This window comes from Paenibacillus sp. FSL W8-0439, assembly GCF_038008995.1.
GTDB classification, from domain to species: Bacteria; Bacillota; Bacilli; order Paenibacillales; family Paenibacillaceae; genus Paenibacillus; species Paenibacillus polymyxa.
Genome location: NZ_JBBPAK010000001.1, coordinates 1,358,162 through 1,374,766 on the forward strand (window position 1 = coordinate 1,358,162; position 16,605 = coordinate 1,374,766).

Below are 16,605 nucleotides of genomic sequence, written 5' to 3' on the forward strand. Positions count from 1 at the left end.
GTAGTTGTTCTTTGATTTACCTCTTGTTGCCACTGTCTTCTATTCGGCCGCCTGTATTTCAGGCCAGCATGACTTTATAACAGAAAGGTTGCATTCCATGAGACAGACAGGTTTACCACCCAAACAGGGACTATATGATCCCCAATTCGAAAAAGACGCCTGCGGCATGGGCTTTGTTGCCCACATCAAGGGAAAACCATCGCACGATATTGTAAGTCAGGCTTTGACCATGCTCGTAAACATGGAGCATCGGGGCGGTCAGGGAAGTGAACCAAACTCCGGTGACGGAGCAGGGATCATGATTCAGGTTCCGCATCTGTTTTTTCAAGAGGAAGCGGAGCGATTGGGCTTCAAATTGCCAAAGGCCGGACAATATGGCGTGGGTATGCTTTTTGTATCCAATGATCCAAAAGTTCGTGAGCTGCATGAGCAGAAGCTTAGAGAAATCATTGTGGACGAGGGCCAGAACTGTCTGGGCTTTCGCGATGTTCCAACGTATGACGAAATGCTGGGTAAATCGGCAAAAGCAGCTAAACCTGGCGTACGTCAGGTGTTCATCGGCCGCAGTAGCGATTTGAAGGAAGAACTGGATTTTGAACGGAAACTGTATGTCATTCGTAAACGTGCAGAGCTTGCTATTCGCTATAACCAAGAGGATATGAATGGTGAGTCGTTCTATATTCCAAGTTTGTCATGTCGCAAGGTTGTATACAAAGGAATGCTGACAACCGAGCAGGTAGGTAAATTTTATCTGGATTTGCAGGATGAGCGGGTGACATCGGCGATCGCGCTGGTCCATTCCCGTTTTAGTACGAATACGTTCCCGAGCTGGGACCGTGCGCATCCTTATCGTTTTATGATTCACAACGGTGAAATTAATACCATGCGCGGCAACGTAAACTGGATGCATGCGCGTCAGGCACAGTTTGAAAGTGAAGCGTTTGGCAACGATATCAAGAAGGTTAAACCTGTCATCAACCCAGATGGCTCGGATACAGCTATGTTTGATAATACGCTGGAATTTCTGTATCTGAGTGGACGTTCGCTTCCTCATGTAGCCATGATGATGGTACCTGAGCCTTGGAACAAGCATGAGACCATGGACCCGAAGAAGCGGGCATTTTATGAATATCATAGCACCATGATGGAGCCGTGGGACGGACCTGCTGCGATGGCGTTTACAGACGGTATCCAAATCGGGGCGATTCTTGACCGCAACGGCCTGCGTCCTGCACGTTACTATGTGACCAAGGACGATCTGATTGCACTGTCATCTGAGGCGGGCGTTTTGGATATTGCTCCTGAAAATGTGCTTTATAAGGATCGTCTCCGTCCAGGGCGTATGCTCCTGGTGGATACCCAAGAAGGTCGCATCGTTTCTGATGAAGAGTTAAAGGAGCGCATTGCATCCGAAGAACCTTATCAGCAGTGGCTGGATGAGCATTTGATTGATCTGGATGATCTGCCTGAAGCACTGGAGCAGCCAGAACCGAAACATGAAAATGTAAATCAGCTTCAGCTCGCTTTTGGATATACGTTTGAAGAACTACGCAAACTTCTGGAGCCGATGGCACTTACAGGTGCGGAACCGATTGGCTCAATGGGGTATGATGCTCCATTGGCGGTATTGTCTGACCGTCCGCAACGTTTGTACAATTACTTTAAACAAATGTTTGCTCAGGTTACCAACCCGCCGATTGACGCCATTCGTGAAGAAATAGTGACGTCAACTGCAACGACGATTGGACCAGAGCGCAATTTACTGCACCCAGAACCGGAAAGCTGTCGCCAGATTCGGTTGGATTCGCCGGTGCTGTCGAATGAAGAGTTTGCTAAAATTCGTCACGTACACCGTCCAGGCTTCAAATCCATGACCATTCCGATCTTCTTTGAAGCAAAAGAAGGTGCTGAGGGCCTGTACAAGGCGCTGGAAGGACTGTTTGAGGCGGCTGACCGTGTCATTGACAAAGGTCATAACATTCTGATTCTGTCTGACCGTGGAGTGGACGCAGAAAATGCAGCCATTCCGGCGTTGCTAGCTGTTTCCAGCCTGCATCACCATCTGATTAAGCAGGGTACACGCACACGTGTGAGCATTTTGCTGGAATCCGGGGAGCCAAGAGATATTCACCATTATGCGGTGCTTTTGGGCTACGGTGTGAGCGCGGTTAATCCGTATCTGGCGTTTGAAACGCTGGATGTCATGATTCAACAGGGCTTGCTGCGCGGCATCTCGCACGAAAAGGCAGTTAAAAATTATATTAAAGCGGCAACCAAGGGTGTCGTTAAAATATTGTCCAAAATGGGTATTTCCACGATTCAGTCGTACCGTGGAGCGCAAATTTTCGAGGCCGTAGGTCTGAAGCAGGATTTCGTTGACCGTTATTTCACATGGACGCCTTCCCGCATTGGCGGTATTGGTCTGGAGGAAGTGACGATGGAAGCGCTGGCCCACCATAACCGTGCTTTCACTGATAAGGACGGCAATGACAAGGTGCTCGATTCGGGCGGCGAATACCAATGGCGCAACGATGGAGAAGAGCACTTGTTTAACCCGCAAACAGTGCATTTACTCCAGCAGTCGGTTCGCTCGGGAGACTACGAGCTTTACAAGAAGTATACCAAGCTGGTACAGGGTGAATCTGAACAACATTTGACGATTCGTTCCATGCTTCAATTGAAGCCTGCTGGTGAGCCTGTGCCGCTGGATGAAGTGGAATCTGCTGCATCGATTATGCGTCGCTTTAAAACAGGGGCTATGTCTTTTGGCTCCATTAGCCAGGAAGCGCATGAAGATTTGGCGATTGCGATGAATCGGATCGGTGGCAAGAGCAACACGGGTGAGGGCGGGGAAAACCCTGCGCGTTTCATCCCGGATGCTAATGGTGATTCACGTCGCAGTTCGATCAAGCAGGTGGCATCTGGCCGATTTGGTGTCACGTCGAACTACTTGGTGAATGCTGACGAAATTCAGATTAAAATGGCGCAAGGCGCGAAGCCGGGCGAAGGTGGGCAACTACCAGGACGCAAGGTGTATCCTTGGGTCGCCGAGGTACGCGGTTCAACGCCAGGAGTAGGCCTGATTTCGCCACCACCGCATCACGATATTTATTCTATCGAGGATTTGGCAGAGCTCATCTATGATCTCAAAAACGCCAATCCACGTGCTGATATTAACGTAAAGCTGGTATCAGAGGTAGGTGTAGGCACGATTGCTACAGGGGTAGCCAAAGGCCGTGCTGACATTATTCTGGTCAGCGGTTATGACGGTGGTACAGGCGCTTCCCCGCAAGGCTCCATCCGCCATGCGGGTATGCCGTGGGAGCTGGGGCTGGCTGAGACGCATCAGACGCTCATGCTGAACAACCTGCGCGACCGCGTGGTACTGGAGACAGACGGTAAGATGCTGTCTGGACGTGATTTGGTCGTAGCTGCCCTGTTGGGTGCGGAAGAATACGGCTTCTCCACAGCGCCGCTCGTAGCGTTGGGCTGTATTATGATGCGGGTATGCCAAATGGATACCTGTCCGGTGGGTGTGGCTACGCAGAATCCAGAGTTGCGCAAAAATTATATGGGTGATCCAGCCCATGTGGTGAATTTTATGCGTTTCATCGCAGAAGATGTCCGTGAAATTATGGCGGAGCTGGGATTCCGCACGATTCAGGAAATGATTGGCCGTACGGATTGTCTGGATACCGTGAACGCCGATTCGCACTGGAAGAAGAAGGGCGTAGACCTGAGCTTGCTGCTGCATGTTCCTGAGTTGGAAGATGGAAGTGTACGTTACCGTGTACAGCGCCAAAACCACGGTCTGGAAGAAACACTTGATATGCAGAAGCTCGTACCGATGGCTGCGGAAGCACTGGAGAGCGGAACGCCTGTGGAGGGTACCTTGCCTATTACTAACGTGAATCGGGCGGTAGGTACGATTCTGGGCAGCGAGGTTACACGTAAGTATGGGGCGGCAGGTCTGCCTGAGGATACGATTCGCTTTAACTTCATTGGATCGGCAGGTCAGAGCTTCGGAGCCTTTATTCCGAAAGGTATCACGTTGAGCGTCGAAGGCGATAGCAATGACTATGTCGGTAAAGGGCTATCTGGCGGTAAAGTTATTGTAAAGAAATCTCACAAAGCGACCTTTAAGGCTGAAGAGAACATTATTATCGGGAATACAGCCTTGTATGGAGCGACCAGTGGTGAAGCTTATATTAACGGAATCGCAGGCGAGCGCTTTGCCGTTCGGAATTCCGGCGCACGTATTGTTGTTGAGGGCGTTGGTGATCATGGCTGCGAATACATGACGGGCGGACGTGTAGCTGTATTGGGTGGAACCGGACGGAACTTTGGAGCCGGGATGTCCGGAGGTATTGCATACGTCTATGATCCTGAAGGAACGTTCCTGAGCCGTTGTAATCTGGAGATGGTGTTGCTGGAAGATGTGGAGGACCCTGCAGAAGCAGCGGATTTGCGCGGCTTAATTCAGCGCCATGTCACTTACACGGGTAGTGAAGCAGGACAACGTATTTTGGATGAATGGCAGACTGCGATTCAGCAATTTGTACGGGTGATTCCAAAGGATTACAAGCGTATGGTTGAACAGATCCAAAAAGAAGAGGCGACCGGTTTGAGCGGGGATGAAGCTCTACTGGCAGCATTTGAAGCCAATATGCGTGAGTTGGCGCGTACCGGGGGCTAAAAAGCAGACCGCCAAATTCACTAAAAAGGACTTGCTGAATACCGCTGTTATAGTCACGGCGGTGCCAGCAAGTCCTTTTTTTAGGCTGATAAAAATGTGATTTATTACCTTGACAAACGTCATAAATTCTGACATTACCCCCAAAATGTTTTCCTGAAACGGTAAATATGTTATAAAAAGTACCAAATTTTTTGGAATGTAACCGTTTACGTAAGAGTTTATGTCTTGTTATTTATTTTTGGATTGGTTATGATTTTTTTAGAGTACGCAAACAAACCTAATATGCCCATCGTCCCTTCAAAACACAGAATAGGGTGACAGGATGAAGTTGAAGAAGTCAGCAGAAGACAAAATGATTTTTTTATACCGTTATGTATCATTATCTTTAACATCACTTGTTTTTCTGTTCGAAACATCTAGATTAATGGTATGGCAAAAGCTATTACTGATTGTTTTTCTATTTTTATCCGTTACAGCATTTACTTGGATTTACCGTAAATACAGACTTCATGATATGGTATTGAAATGCAGTATTGCACTAGAAACCGCAGGGATCATTTTGCTGTTATTCCCGACCGGAGGGATCAATAGCCCGTTCAAATGGTATGTGATTACTCCCATGCTGGTAGCTTGTGCTCATCTATCTATGAGGTACAGCTGGACGCTCCTACTTTCTTATATCGGTTTGGTGCTCACATTTTGTTATATCTTTTTTACACCAGGTCAATATTTTTTGTGGGATCTTATATTGCAGAACATTAATCTGTTTCTGGTATTGATCGTAACCACTATGGCAATGCAGGTTATTCGCGTCATGAAGGACGAACTGAAGGTGGCTAAAGAACAAGCCAATGAGACGATGGATCATATCAAGTCGATTTACCACATCATGGAGACGACCAGCCATAATGAGGCATTAAATCTAGGTCAGGTCATCTCGGATTACACTGTCAAGTTAACCAAGCAGAGCCGTGCATTTTTCTGGCTAGATAGTCAGGAGGAAGATGCGCCGGCAAGCAGCCAGACAGGCTGGACGGTAGAGGAAGAGGAACAGCTATTCGAGGAACTGGAGAATTACCGGGAGGAGTTCAGGGAAGAGCGCGAACCATTTTTCAGACATCTGCCGGAATGGGGCGACTTTCTCATGATCACCGTACCGATGACGACCCGCTTTGTAGCGACGATTGGCCTCAAGCTGGGACCGGATCAAAGTTTGACAGGAAGACGCTGGCTTGTGCAACAACTGATATTCTTAGCTGAGCTGAGTGCTGTGTTTTTGGAACGCTATGAGCTGGAGCGTATTGAGAATCAGTTGATTGTGACGAATGAGCAGAACCGGATTGCAAATGAAATGCATGACAATGTTTCACAAAGTCTTTTTGGTATTGTGTATGCAACGCATTCTCTCCGGCAGACTTGGTGCCATCAGCCTAAGGAGCAGGTGGAGGAACAAATTGATCTAATTCAGCAATCGGCCAATCAAGCGGTTAGAGAGCTGAAGGGGGCAATTCATAGTCTAAGCTCGAAAAAAAGCGGAGGATCAACTTGGTTGGGGACGGTGAAAAGTCATCTGCATACACTCTCCAAGCTGAACCATGTACAAATTGATTTTGACATCCATGGTGATCATTATTCACTTCCGTATTTGTACCAAAAGGCTTTGTTCCGCATCATTTCCGAAGCGGCGGGGAACGCAATCCGTCATGGATTGGCTAAGCGAATTGATGTGAAGTTAAAATTGACGCCCCAAGTGATTAGACTGTCTATTCATGACGACGGAGTAGGGTTTGAGACGGCGAGAATGGTAGCAGGAGGTGAGGCGGTCAGTGCAGGCGGGGGCCTGGGCATGATGAATATGGAATATTTAGCTCAATCGATGGGAGGCGAATTTGATATTTCAAGTCGAATCGGAGAGGGAACACAGATCCGATTGTCCATTCCGGTAAATGCTTATGAATGAGGATTTTACAAAATCCTTAAATAAATTGTGTGAACATTCTGCAATACAAAATCTGCGGTAACAATCGGATACATAGGGATTATGCAAATCCTGAACTGTAGACAGGAGGCCGAATCATGAAAATTGTCATTGTCGATGATCATCCTTTAGTACGGAAAGGACTCGCTGCGGTTATATCCATGCAGCCCAATGTTCAGTTCGCGGGAGAGGCCCAGAATCAACAGGAAGCACTTGCCGTGATCGAGGAAACGGATCCGGATTTGGTGCTGCTGGATTTGAAATTAGCTGATGAATCAGGTCTGGATATTATCAAGATAGCGCGCGGACGCGGGTTCAGAAGCAAATTTATTTTGCTGACCTCTTCTGCAACACGTGAAGATTTTCTGAAAGCGGAGGAAGCCTCTGTGGACGGTTACGTGCTTAAGGAGGCTTTGCCTGAGGAACTAATTTACGCGATTCATCTTGTCAACAAAGGACGCAAATATTATGATCCGGCTATTCTCGAAAATAAACTGCGTGAAGATGCGGGCAATCTCACGGACGACCTGACACCCAAGGAAAAGGAAGTGCTGGTCGAGCTGGGACAAGGGGCTTGCAATCGTGAAATAGCATCCCGGTTATTTATCAGTGAGTTCACCGTCAAAAAGCATGTCAGTCAGATCTTGGCCAAGCTGCGACTGGCAGATCGTACGCAGGCAGCATTATATGCCAATGCGATTGGTCTAGCGAAGTACGAGCCAACCAATATGATGATGCGCTAACCCCATAAGCTACGCAGTAGTTTCAATATGCGAGTGGTATAGAGAAATCCTCAAAATCACCAACTTTGGTGGTTTTGAGGATTTTTTCTTGTGTATTTACCATAATCGACAAAGTATGGTACAAAAGTATACCATGCCGTGTCCAAAAGTATACATCTCCCTTCCTCTGTAGTGAGGGAGAAAGTGCCGTTCGGTTCCATGTCGTTAATACAACGGATTGTTACAATTAGATCATACTTAAAATAAGAAGAGGAATTGTATGGGAGGGAGGATTTTTGTGGAGAAAACCATTTTGGATTATCTAGTCCTGATCAAAAAAAGATTGTGGCTGATTGCGATTTTTGTCATTCTCTCATGTGTAACGACTTACATTGTGAGCGACAATGTCGTAAAGCCAGTCTACTCCGCTTCAAGCCAACTGCTGGTTAATCATATTTCCGCCAAGCAGGGGAGTAACAATCTGAATGACGTCAACACAAGTCTTAATTTGGTGGAAAGCTACAAGCAAATTCTCACTTCACCTAAAATTATGGACGCTGTGGTAGCGACTCATCCTGAGTTCAATTTGACGTCGCAAAAGTTGGCAGAGAAGCTGCAAATTAAATCCTCGGATAAAAGTCAGGTAATCGGCTTGACGTTTGAGGCAGGGAATTATCCCCAGGCCGCAGCGGTTGTAAACGCAGTAACCCAGAAATTCGTGCAGACGGTTCCGGGATTGATGGAATTAAATAATGTGAAAATTTTAAATGAAGCGGACCCGCAAGCCAATCCTGACCCGATTAATGGGAATCCGCTCATGAATATTGCGATTAGTTTTCTCGTATCGCTAATGATTGCGCTGGGCACGATTGTGTTCCTGGAAAGCATTAACGGCACGCTGCGCACGGAAAAAGAAGCGGATGCAGACATCGGCATTCCGGTAATTGCATCGATTCCCGTCATTCGCAAGAAGGACATCGATGGAGTGGCCGGAAATTCCAAAGAACGGGTAGGGGAGCGTAAATATGCTGCGATTGAATGACATGTTGATTACAGAAAGTAATCCATCATCGTATATCTCGGAATCATTTCGATCCCTCCGTACATACATCCGGCAGCAGGTGGTCGGGCAAAAGGACCGTGGGACGGTTCTTTTGTTAACCTCGCCGGAAAGCGGAGCGGGGAAAACAACAATGATCGCCAACATCGGAGTTTCCTTTGCTCAAGAAGGCAAGAAGGTGGCTCTGGTGGATTGCAATCTGCATAAACCAGCGCTGCACGAGATATTCGGAATGGAGAATACCGGAGGTCTATCGGCTTATTTGCGCGGTGGGGCTTCTTCCAAATCTATCGTTAGGCATGGTGGACTGGAACTATCGGTTGTTCCTGGTGGGGACAGTCTGTATAACGCAGCAGATCTGCTCGGTAGCGAACGTATGGCAGAGCTGTTGGAAGAGCTCAAACGTGAATATGACATCATATTACTCGATTCGGCGCCAGCGCTGAATTATACGGATGCTCGCCTGATTGCAGGCTTGACGGATGGTGTGATTCTCGTTGCCAAACATGGCCGGACCAAACGGGAAGATCTACGCAAAACGAAGCAACTCATGGAGCAGGCTAGCGCGACGCTGGTTGGAATTGTGATGAATCAGGTGAAGTAAGCAACACCAAAATTCGATGAAGCAAGGAGAATGAGTGCGATGATGAAAAAAGTGAAAAAGGCCATTATTCCAGCAGCAGGATTGGGAACGCGCTTCCTCCCTGCCACCAAAGCAATGCCTAAGGAAATGCTCCCGATTATCAATAAGCCTACGATTCAATATATCGTGGAAGAAGCTATTGCTTCTGGTATCGAGGACATCATTATCGTTACGGGTAAAGGTAAACGTGCCATTGAGGACCACTTTGACAACGCATTTGAGCTGGAATCCAAACTGCTCGAGGACGGTAAGCTAAAGCTTCTGGAGGAAGTACAGCGTTCTTCAGGCGTGGAAATTCATTACATTCGCCAGAAAGAACCCAAAGGTCTTGGACATGCGGTATGGTGCGCAAGACGCTTTATCGGGGACGAGCCATTTGGTGTGCTGCTGGGCGACGATATCGTAACAGGTCAAAAACCTTGCCTGCGCCAGCTGATGGATCAATATGAGGAAACACAAAACTCTGTGATCGGTGTGCAGCGGGTACCACAGGAATTCACGAACCGGTATGGCATCATTGAACCGGACCAACAGGACGGACGATTGTACCGAGTGAATAATTTTATTGAAAAACCGGCTCCAGGCACAGCCCCATCCGATTTGGCTATTATGGGTCGATATGTGTTCTCGCCGAAAATTTTCAAATATCTTGATCTTCAGGAAAAAGGAGCTGGCGGCGAAATTCAGTTGACGGATGCGATCCAAAAGCTGAATCAGAGTGAACGTGTTTACGCCTACGACTTTGAAGGCACGCGTTATGACGTAGGTGAACGTCTTGGATATATTTTAACCACTCTTGAATTTGCACTTGCCAGCGATGATTTGAAGTATCCGGTTATGGAGGCCATGAATGAATGGCTGAAAAAAACCGAGAAAGCAACCACAGCGGGTTGAGAGGAGGTACGTCAGCATGAGCATGGAAAATTTACCGGAGGATGGCGAGGCTGTCATGTCAGGTAAAGCGTTTTACATGCCATACGGAAATACACAAATTCAGGATAAAACGTCCTACCTGGTCACAAAACGCCTCCTTGATATGCTGCTGTCTTTTGTGGGCTTAATCGTATTGCTTCCATTGTTTGCAGTGGTGGCCATTCTGATTAAGCTCGAAGACCCAAAGGGAAGTGTGTTTTTCAAGCAAACTCGGGTGGGCAAGAATGAGAAGTTATTCGATATGTATAAATTCCGTTCAATGGTGTCCAATGCCGAGGAACTGAAAAAGGACCTGATGGAGCTGAATGAAGTGAGCGGCGCCATGTTCAAAATTAAAAACGATCCTCGGATCACGAAAATTGGCAGTTTTCTGCGCAAGACGAGTATTGATGAGATTCCGCAGCTGTGGAATGTGTTGGTTGGAGACATGACTTTAGTCGGTCCGCGTCCGCCGTTGCCCAGCGAGGTTGAGCAATACTCCGATTATGACAAGCAGCGCCTGATTGTAACACCGGGATGTACGGGTTACTGGCAGGTGAGCGCACGTAACAGTGTAGGCTTCGAAGAAATGGTGCAAATGGATTTGAAGTATATTCATGTTCGCAATACGTGGCTCGATCTGAAAATCATCATGAAAACAGGCGTTAAAATGCTGTTCTCCAAGGATGCTTACTGATGGATGCATTTAAGCGATGTCCCGCAGTGTCCGTCGTTATTTGCACCTATAACCGGGCGGACCTGCTGGAGAAAACGTTAATGTCTCTACTGAAGCTGGAAGACCTTGCACTGGCTGAGATCATTGTGGTCGATAACCGATCCACCGATCATACAGCAGCGACGATCAAAAGATTCACCGTTGCGCATGGTCAGCATATTCATCTTCGGTATCATTATGAGCGCGAACAAGGACTGTCTGCCGCTCGTAATGCTGGCATTACGTTATCAAAAGCAGACGTCATTGCTTTTCTGGATGATGATGCAATTCCGTGTGTTACATGGCTGCAAACGATTATGTCGGCCTTTGGGAACAATCCCGAGCTAACGGCTATGGGTGGGAAGATTGATCCTAAGTTTGAGACGGAACGCCCGAACTGGTTGACAGGGCCGCTTGAACTGCCTTACACGATTATTGATCTGGGGAAATCCGTTCGGGAATATCCAGCGGGCCTGAATCCATTTGGAGCGAATATGGCTATGCGCAAAACGGCTTTCGCCGCCGTCATGTTCCCGCTTCACTTGGGCAGAAAGGGAGATATCCTACTATCTGGTGAAGAATCGTGGGTATTCGAGCAAATCCGTAAAAATGGTGGAACGATTATGTATCATCCGCACATGGCTGTAGAACATTTTGTTCCGGCTTCACGCTTAACGAGAGAATGGATTTTGAATCGCTACTATTGTCAGGGCATGTCTAATGCTGCTCAAGCTACAGGTCTGCGCGGCAACGCGGTGCTGATGGCAAAAGTGGCAGCCAAAGTGTTATACATCACGGTGGATTCCCTGCTGGCACGTACTGAGGGCAGGAAGCTGTTGAACCGGTGCAGGCTTGAAAATATCCGCGGAACGCTGGATACACTGCGCAACCGGAAAAGCGAGTCAGCTGCGGGGTGAAAAATTGAACATGAGTAACTATCCTTGGACTTCCAGAATAAACACGATACAGCATGTTTTTATTTTTCTACTAGGCGCTCTTGCTGTAGGAATTGCAGCTACCTATCAACCTGTGGTCAGTATTGCGGCGGTATGCTTACTGCTTTTGTTGGCTGTCTCTATCCATCATCCAGAGCGCATTAGCTATGCGGTTTTGCTAAGCACAGCGGTCTCGGTCGATTCTCTGTATCAGGGTGGCGTGTTCGGCATTGAGATATTGTCATTGTACAAATTGGGCATTTTGGCTCTGCTAGTGCCCTGCATGCTCGTGTATGGCATTCGTCTCAAGTTCAGCTATCCAGTCTGGGCATTGGTGATCATGCTGGGGATTACATTTGGATTTTCAGCATGGCTGCCTTTGTTAACGACCTCGATTGCCGTCAAGGCGTTCGTGGGACTATCACTGCCCTTCTTTTTTTTACTGATCCAGTGGAAAAAGGATGTGGCGGAAAAGCATATTCGACTGATTAGCCTGTTGCCGATTATTAGTGTGGTCATTGGATTAGGCTTGCAGGTTTTAGGATTGCACTCATTTACGGATGTGGAATTTACGGGCGCAGTCAGAGTACAAGGAGCGAACATACCGCCGCATTTGGCAATGCTCTCCTTTCTCGGAATTGCCGTCTCTCTGATTGAGGTCAAGCGCAAACCTAGGCAAGCTGCTTTTTATTACACGGTGTTGGCCCTGAACTTTCTAATCCTGATCGCCACCGGTACACGTGGGCCGATTCTGGCATTGTTATTAATGTTTGCTGTGTATCTGTTTGATATTGCCCGTCAGTACCTCAAGGGAAAAGTCAATTATTTGCTACCGCTGGCCGGATCGTTTTTGGTTGCTCTGGGGGCGGTGGCCCTACAATGGAACAATTTAAAAAAACGCTCCTTCGAACGGGAGACCGACACAGGCATTGACCTATCGGGACGCTCGGAGGCATGGGAATATTTTTTGAACAGAGTACATGATTACCCTTGGTCAGGCAGAGGCCTTGGCGCGGTAACGGTTGCGAACGACGGGACGTTATTCAATGGTTTTGTTGTACCGCATAACGAGTATATACGATTTTATTTTGATACCGGATATATCGGTTGCGGGCTATTAATGCTTTCATTACTGATCGTGTTCGCTCTCATTTACCGGTCACTTGCCAAGTCTATCAAACCTTATTTTGCAACTTTAATTGCAGGTTTTTTGATCTACTCGTTTTCAGATAATACGTTGTCGACGGTTCAGATGATTATTCCGTTTTGCTGGTATTTGAACGCATTATACCAGACATCTACTCAAACCGATTTTCGCAAAGAGAAGTGATACGATGAGCAGAGTGAACATGTTCGATGTCAACTTTGATAATTACGATTTTAATGATCTACTCGAATTTATAGATACTTCTATTGAGCATCAGCGTCATTCCTACATTTTGACCTGTAATGTCGATCATGTGATCAAGCTTCGTAAGGATGATGAATTCCGCAAGGTGTATTCGGATGCCGGAGCTGTAGTGGCCGATGGAATGCCTATCATTTGGGCGTCTAAGTTGCTGAAAAAGCCCCTCAAACAAAAAGTGTCAGGGTCCGATTTGTTCACCCGGCTGGGAGAGGCTTTTGAGGATCGGGGCTATCGCTTGTTTTTTCTGGGTGCAGCTGACGGTATTCCTGAGAAGGCTATGCTTAATCTCCAGGAATCCTATCCAAACATGAATGTAGTAGGCTGCTATTCTCCTTCTTATGGTTTTGAGAAAAACGAAGAGGAGAACAGATACATTATCCAGTTGCTTCAAGAGGCTCGCCCAGACATCGTTTTTGTAGGTGTAGGAGCACCGAAGCAGGAAAAATGGATTTACAGATATTATGAGACTTACCGTGCTCCAGTTTCGATTGGGGTGGGAGCGACCTTTGATTTCCTGTCGGGAAATGTAAAGAGAGCACCGGAGCTGATGCAGAAGACAGGATTTGAATGGTTTTGGAGGTTGTCTCAAGAGCCTAAACGATTGTGGAAAAGATATTTGATTGAGGATTCCCAGTTCCTCGTTCTGCTGTTTAAAGAGATGTTTAAGCGGAAGCGGATGAAGGGAGGCCAGGGGTGAGAAACATGAGTCGGTTGGCAGATCAGCAGATTTCCTTCTGGCTAGGAAGTCGGCGTGGAATCGGCATGATCGGCATGGGGGTGCTGGCTTGTATGCTACCACTCGCCATCGGATTTGTCAGCGCCAAGATGAATCCCACCACGAGCCAGCAGGGAGCCATATTGCTGGCGATCGTTTTTCCAGCCTTCCTGCTGGCGATCTTGCAATCACGGCTATTGATTTCTTACACATTGGTGGTGTGGGCAGTAGGCCCGGAAATCCGCCGCATTGCAGATTGGTTGGAGGGAACGTATCACTCGGTTTCCTTATTGAGCGTGGCGCCGCTGCTGGTAAGCAGCATGCTGATCATTCCTGTGCTGCGGGGTATTCATCTGGCGGAAAAGCCATTAACCCGGATTGCTGTATTTTTCGGCATAGAGTTGGCCTACGGAAGTGTGGTCGGGTTATTCAAAAATGGTATTGTTTTTGCTTATGATTTGGCCAATTATGTGGTTCCATTGCTTCTATTGCCTTATCTTGCAATTAAGCCTATGAAAGCCAAGGAGTTGGACCGACTGCTGTATTCATACGCCAACATTGCTGTTCTAGTAGCGATATACGGCATTATTCAGTACTTGACGGTGCCTCCTTGGGATGCATTTTGGATGAATCATGTGGAAATGAATTCCATTGGCGTGCCAGAACCGCTTCAAATTAGAGTGTTTTCTTCCATGAACTCGCCCGGTCCATGCGCTATTTTCCTGGCAATGGCACTTGTACCAATGCTGATGGAGAAACGGTGGCGAGGCACATTGGGATGGATTGGAGTCCTGCTAACAGTCGTTTGTCTCTTGGTCACGCTCGTACGTTCAGCCTGGCTGATTGCATTCGTCATGTTGCTGGCTTACATCCTCAGCTCATCCTCCAAAGGAAAGTGGAAGACCCTGTTTCAACTTGCTATCGTCGGCCTTCTTCTCTATATCATCGTTCCAAAACTTCCGGGGGCAGAAGGTTTGGTGGCTCGCATGCAGACGTTGACAGATATTCAACAGGATCATTCGTACAATGAACGTTTGGATCTACTGCATACAATGCTTCCGGCGATTACTAACAATCCGGTCGGGCAGGGGATCGGGAGTGTAGGTATCGGAACCAAGCTTGATAACGGCGGCGATCTCGGTGAACTTGGGATTATGGATAATGGATATATTGCCATTTTCCTCACCTTCGGTATTTGCGGAGCATTCTTTTTCTTCGGTGGTCTGTTCGTTATCATCAAGCGCCTTCTCGTCCGTATTGCCGAACGGAATTCCAGTCAGCCTTATATCAGACTGGCGTTGGCTACATGGGCCGGAGCTGTAGCCAGTCTCATATCGGATAATGGTTTCCCCGGTATGCGCGGCTATTTGATCTGGATGATGATCGGAATAGGACTATGGGCAAAAGATGTCATCGCGGAAAGAAGGTAAAGGCTGTGCAAAACTTACAAGCATTATCCGCACCTGTCCGGACACTATGGTCCACGGTGATTCGGTTTGCCAAAAGCAAGGATAACAGCTCTGCAGCAGTAAAAACGATGATATTCAGTATGCTGATTCTCGTCGTGAATATGCTGACTGGTGTGCTGACGGCACGATTCTTGGGTCCTACTGGACGCGGGGAACAGACAGCGATGGTGAACTGGTCCCAATTTCTTGCCTTCTGCATGAGCTTCGGTGTTCCATCTGCATTGATATACAATGCCAAAAGGAAACCTGAGGAAACGGGTAAGCTGTATGGTCTGGCCTTGCTGCTGGCTACGGTATTCGGGGGAATGGCGACACTCGTCGGAGTATTTCTAATTCCTTATTGGCTGCGCTCTTTTTCTTCATCGGTCATACTTTTCGCGCAGTGTTCTATGATGATGTGTCCGCTCATAGCGATTTCACAGATCAATAATGCATTGCTTCAAGTTCGCTCGGAATATAAACAATACAATTTATTCCGGTACCTGGTACCACTAAGTACACTGCTGGGTCTGGCGATTCTGATCCTGACGGGGACGATGAATCCGTACACCTCAGCATTGGCTTACTTACTGCCAGGCTTGCCGATCTATATCGGTGTCACGATACGAATGATTCGGCTGTACAAACCAAAGGTGAAGAACAGCTGGACGCAATTTAAAAATCTCTTTACCTACGGTATGGGTTCATACGGGAATGATCTCATGGGGCAGGTTTCTACTTACATTGACCAGATTTTGATTGCAGGTCTGCTCAGACCTGCTGATCTCGGTTTATATGCGGTAGCGGTCAGCCTGGCCCGGATGGTGAATGTATTTTCAACCTCGATCATTGTCGTGTTGTTTCCCAAAGCCTCTGGTCTGGATAAGGAAGAGGCAGTGGCCATAACATTCCGGGCATTTAGAGTGACTTCAACGGCAACCTTTTTGGCTGCGGTGATGTTAATGCTGGTTGCTCCGTTCGTATTTACATTGTTATATGGTCAAGAGTTTAAACAAGCGCTTACGGTATTCCGGTTTCTGGTGCTTGAGGTTGCTATCAGTGGAGGTACCATGGTGCTGGCACAACAATTTATGGCACTGGGTAAGCCCAAACTGGTTACCATTCTACAGGGTGTCGGATTGGCGCTCGTCATTCCATTGCTGTCCATACTCGTGCCGAGATATGGATTGACGGGTGCAGGGATAGCAATGCTGTCTTCGGGGATTTTACGGTTCGTTTTCATTTTATGTAATGTTAAGTTCGTTCTAAAAATGAAAATTCCAAGACTGCTTATTTCCAAACAAGATTTTCAATGGCTCCGATCAACGATGTCACACTACATCCGGAAAAAGCCAGTTAACGGTTAGATAAAG

At 47.4% G+C, this 16,605-nt stretch carries 12 protein-coding genes; all 12 read left to right on the forward strand.

Going from position 1 to position 16,605, the window contains the following annotated elements:
* The first annotated feature begins 97 nt into the window (after positions 1–97).
* The 12 genes from gltB to MKX36_RS05770 all read left to right on the forward strand — a co-directional run bounded on the left by gltB (position 98) and on the right by MKX36_RS05770 (position 16,599).
* Positions 98–4,696: a glutamate synthase large subunit gene (gene gltB / locus MKX36_RS05715; RefSeq protein ID WP_044785745.1), complete on the forward strand. Its 4,599-nt coding sequence runs from the start codon at positions 98–100 to the stop codon at positions 4,694–4,696.
* A gap of 322 nt (positions 4,697–5,018) precedes the next feature.
* Positions 5,019–6,656, forward strand: a complete 1,638-nt coding sequence (locus tag MKX36_RS05720) for a sensor histidine kinase (protein WP_013369810.1) — start codon at positions 5,019–5,021, stop codon at positions 6,654–6,656.
* A 116-nt stretch (positions 6,657–6,772) separates the two neighbouring features.
* Entirely contained in the window at positions 6,773–7,417 is a 645-nt protein-coding gene (locus tag MKX36_RS05725) for a response regulator (RefSeq protein WP_013369811.1), read from the forward strand.
* Between the two features lie 277 nt (positions 7,418–7,694).
* Positions 7,695–8,438 (forward strand): YveK family protein, encoded by a 744-nt coding sequence (locus MKX36_RS05730; protein ID WP_013369812.1) that lies wholly within the window; start codon positions 7,695–7,697, stop codon positions 8,436–8,438.
* Positions 8,422–9,060 (forward strand): CpsD/CapB family tyrosine-protein kinase, encoded by a 639-nt coding sequence (locus tag MKX36_RS05735; protein WP_016821260.1) that lies wholly within the window; start codon positions 8,422–8,424, stop codon positions 9,058–9,060. Before MKX36_RS05730 ends, MKX36_RS05735 begins: the two co-directional genes overlap by 17 nt.
* 42 nt (positions 9,061–9,102) lie before the next feature.
* Complete coding sequence (galU, locus tag MKX36_RS05740) at positions 9,103–9,993, forward strand: UTP--glucose-1-phosphate uridylyltransferase GalU (protein ID WP_025364257.1); 891 nt, start codon at positions 9,103–9,105, stop codon at positions 9,991–9,993.
* Between the two features lie 16 nt (positions 9,994–10,009).
* Positions 10,010–10,708, forward strand: coding sequence for a sugar transferase (locus tag MKX36_RS05745; protein ID WP_013369815.1), 699 nt, complete (start codon positions 10,010–10,012; stop codon positions 10,706–10,708).
* Positions 10,708–11,643: a glycosyltransferase gene (locus tag MKX36_RS05750; protein WP_019686405.1), complete on the forward strand. Its 936-nt coding sequence runs from the start codon at positions 10,708–10,710 to the stop codon at positions 11,641–11,643. Before MKX36_RS05745 ends, MKX36_RS05750 begins: the two co-directional genes overlap by 1 nt.
* Before the next feature lie 10 nt (positions 11,644–11,653).
* Positions 11,654–12,991, forward strand: a complete 1,338-nt coding sequence (locus MKX36_RS05755; protein ID WP_013369817.1) for an O-antigen ligase family protein — start codon at positions 11,654–11,656, stop codon at positions 12,989–12,991.
* 4 nt (positions 12,992–12,995) lie between these two features.
* On the forward strand, positions 12,996–13,766 hold the full coding sequence (locus MKX36_RS05760; RefSeq protein ID WP_014599532.1) for a WecB/TagA/CpsF family glycosyltransferase: 771 nt from the start codon (positions 12,996–12,998) through the stop codon (positions 13,764–13,766).
* Between the two features lie 5 nt (positions 13,767–13,771).
* Positions 13,772–15,214 carry an O-antigen ligase family protein gene (locus MKX36_RS05765; protein WP_025364259.1) on the forward strand — a complete coding sequence of 481 codons (1,443 nt, stop codon included), beginning with the start codon at positions 13,772–13,774 and terminating at the stop codon, positions 15,212–15,214.
* Between the two features lie 5 nt (positions 15,215–15,219).
* Positions 15,220–16,599, forward strand: coding sequence for a lipopolysaccharide biosynthesis protein (locus tag MKX36_RS05770; RefSeq protein ID WP_016821254.1), 1,380 nt, complete (start codon positions 15,220–15,222; stop codon positions 16,597–16,599).
* Positions 16,600–16,605 lie beyond the last annotated feature (6 nt).

Excerpts from the sequence above, each read along its gene's own strand:
- gltB (WP_044785745.1), top strand. The coding sequence starts at position 98 with ATGAGACAGACAGGTTTACCACCCAAACAGGGACTATATGATCCCCAA.
- MKX36_RS05720 (WP_013369810.1), top strand. The coding sequence starts at position 5,019 with ATGAAGTTGAAGAAGTCAGCAGAAGACAAAATGATTTTTTTATACCGT.
- MKX36_RS05725 (WP_013369811.1), top strand. The coding sequence starts at position 6,773 with ATGAAAATTGTCATTGTCGATGATCATCCTTTAGTACGGAAAGGACTC.
- MKX36_RS05735 (WP_016821260.1), top strand. The coding sequence starts at position 8,422 with ATGCTGCGATTGAATGACATGTTGATTACAGAAAGTAATCCATCATCG.
- galU (WP_025364257.1), top strand. The coding sequence starts at position 9,103 with ATGAAAAAAGTGAAAAAGGCCATTATTCCAGCAGCAGGATTGGGAACG.
- MKX36_RS05745 (WP_013369815.1), top strand. The coding sequence starts at position 10,010 with ATGAGCATGGAAAATTTACCGGAGGATGGCGAGGCTGTCATGTCAGGT.
- MKX36_RS05750 (WP_019686405.1), top strand. The coding sequence starts at position 10,708 with ATGGATGCATTTAAGCGATGTCCCGCAGTGTCCGTCGTTATTTGCACC.
- MKX36_RS05755 (WP_013369817.1), top strand. The coding sequence starts at position 11,654 with ATGAGTAACTATCCTTGGACTTCCAGAATAAACACGATACAGCATGTT.
- MKX36_RS05760 (WP_014599532.1), top strand. The coding sequence starts at position 12,996 with ATGAGCAGAGTGAACATGTTCGATGTCAACTTTGATAATTACGATTTT.
- MKX36_RS05765 (WP_025364259.1), top strand. The coding sequence starts at position 13,772 with ATGAGTCGGTTGGCAGATCAGCAGATTTCCTTCTGGCTAGGAAGTCGG.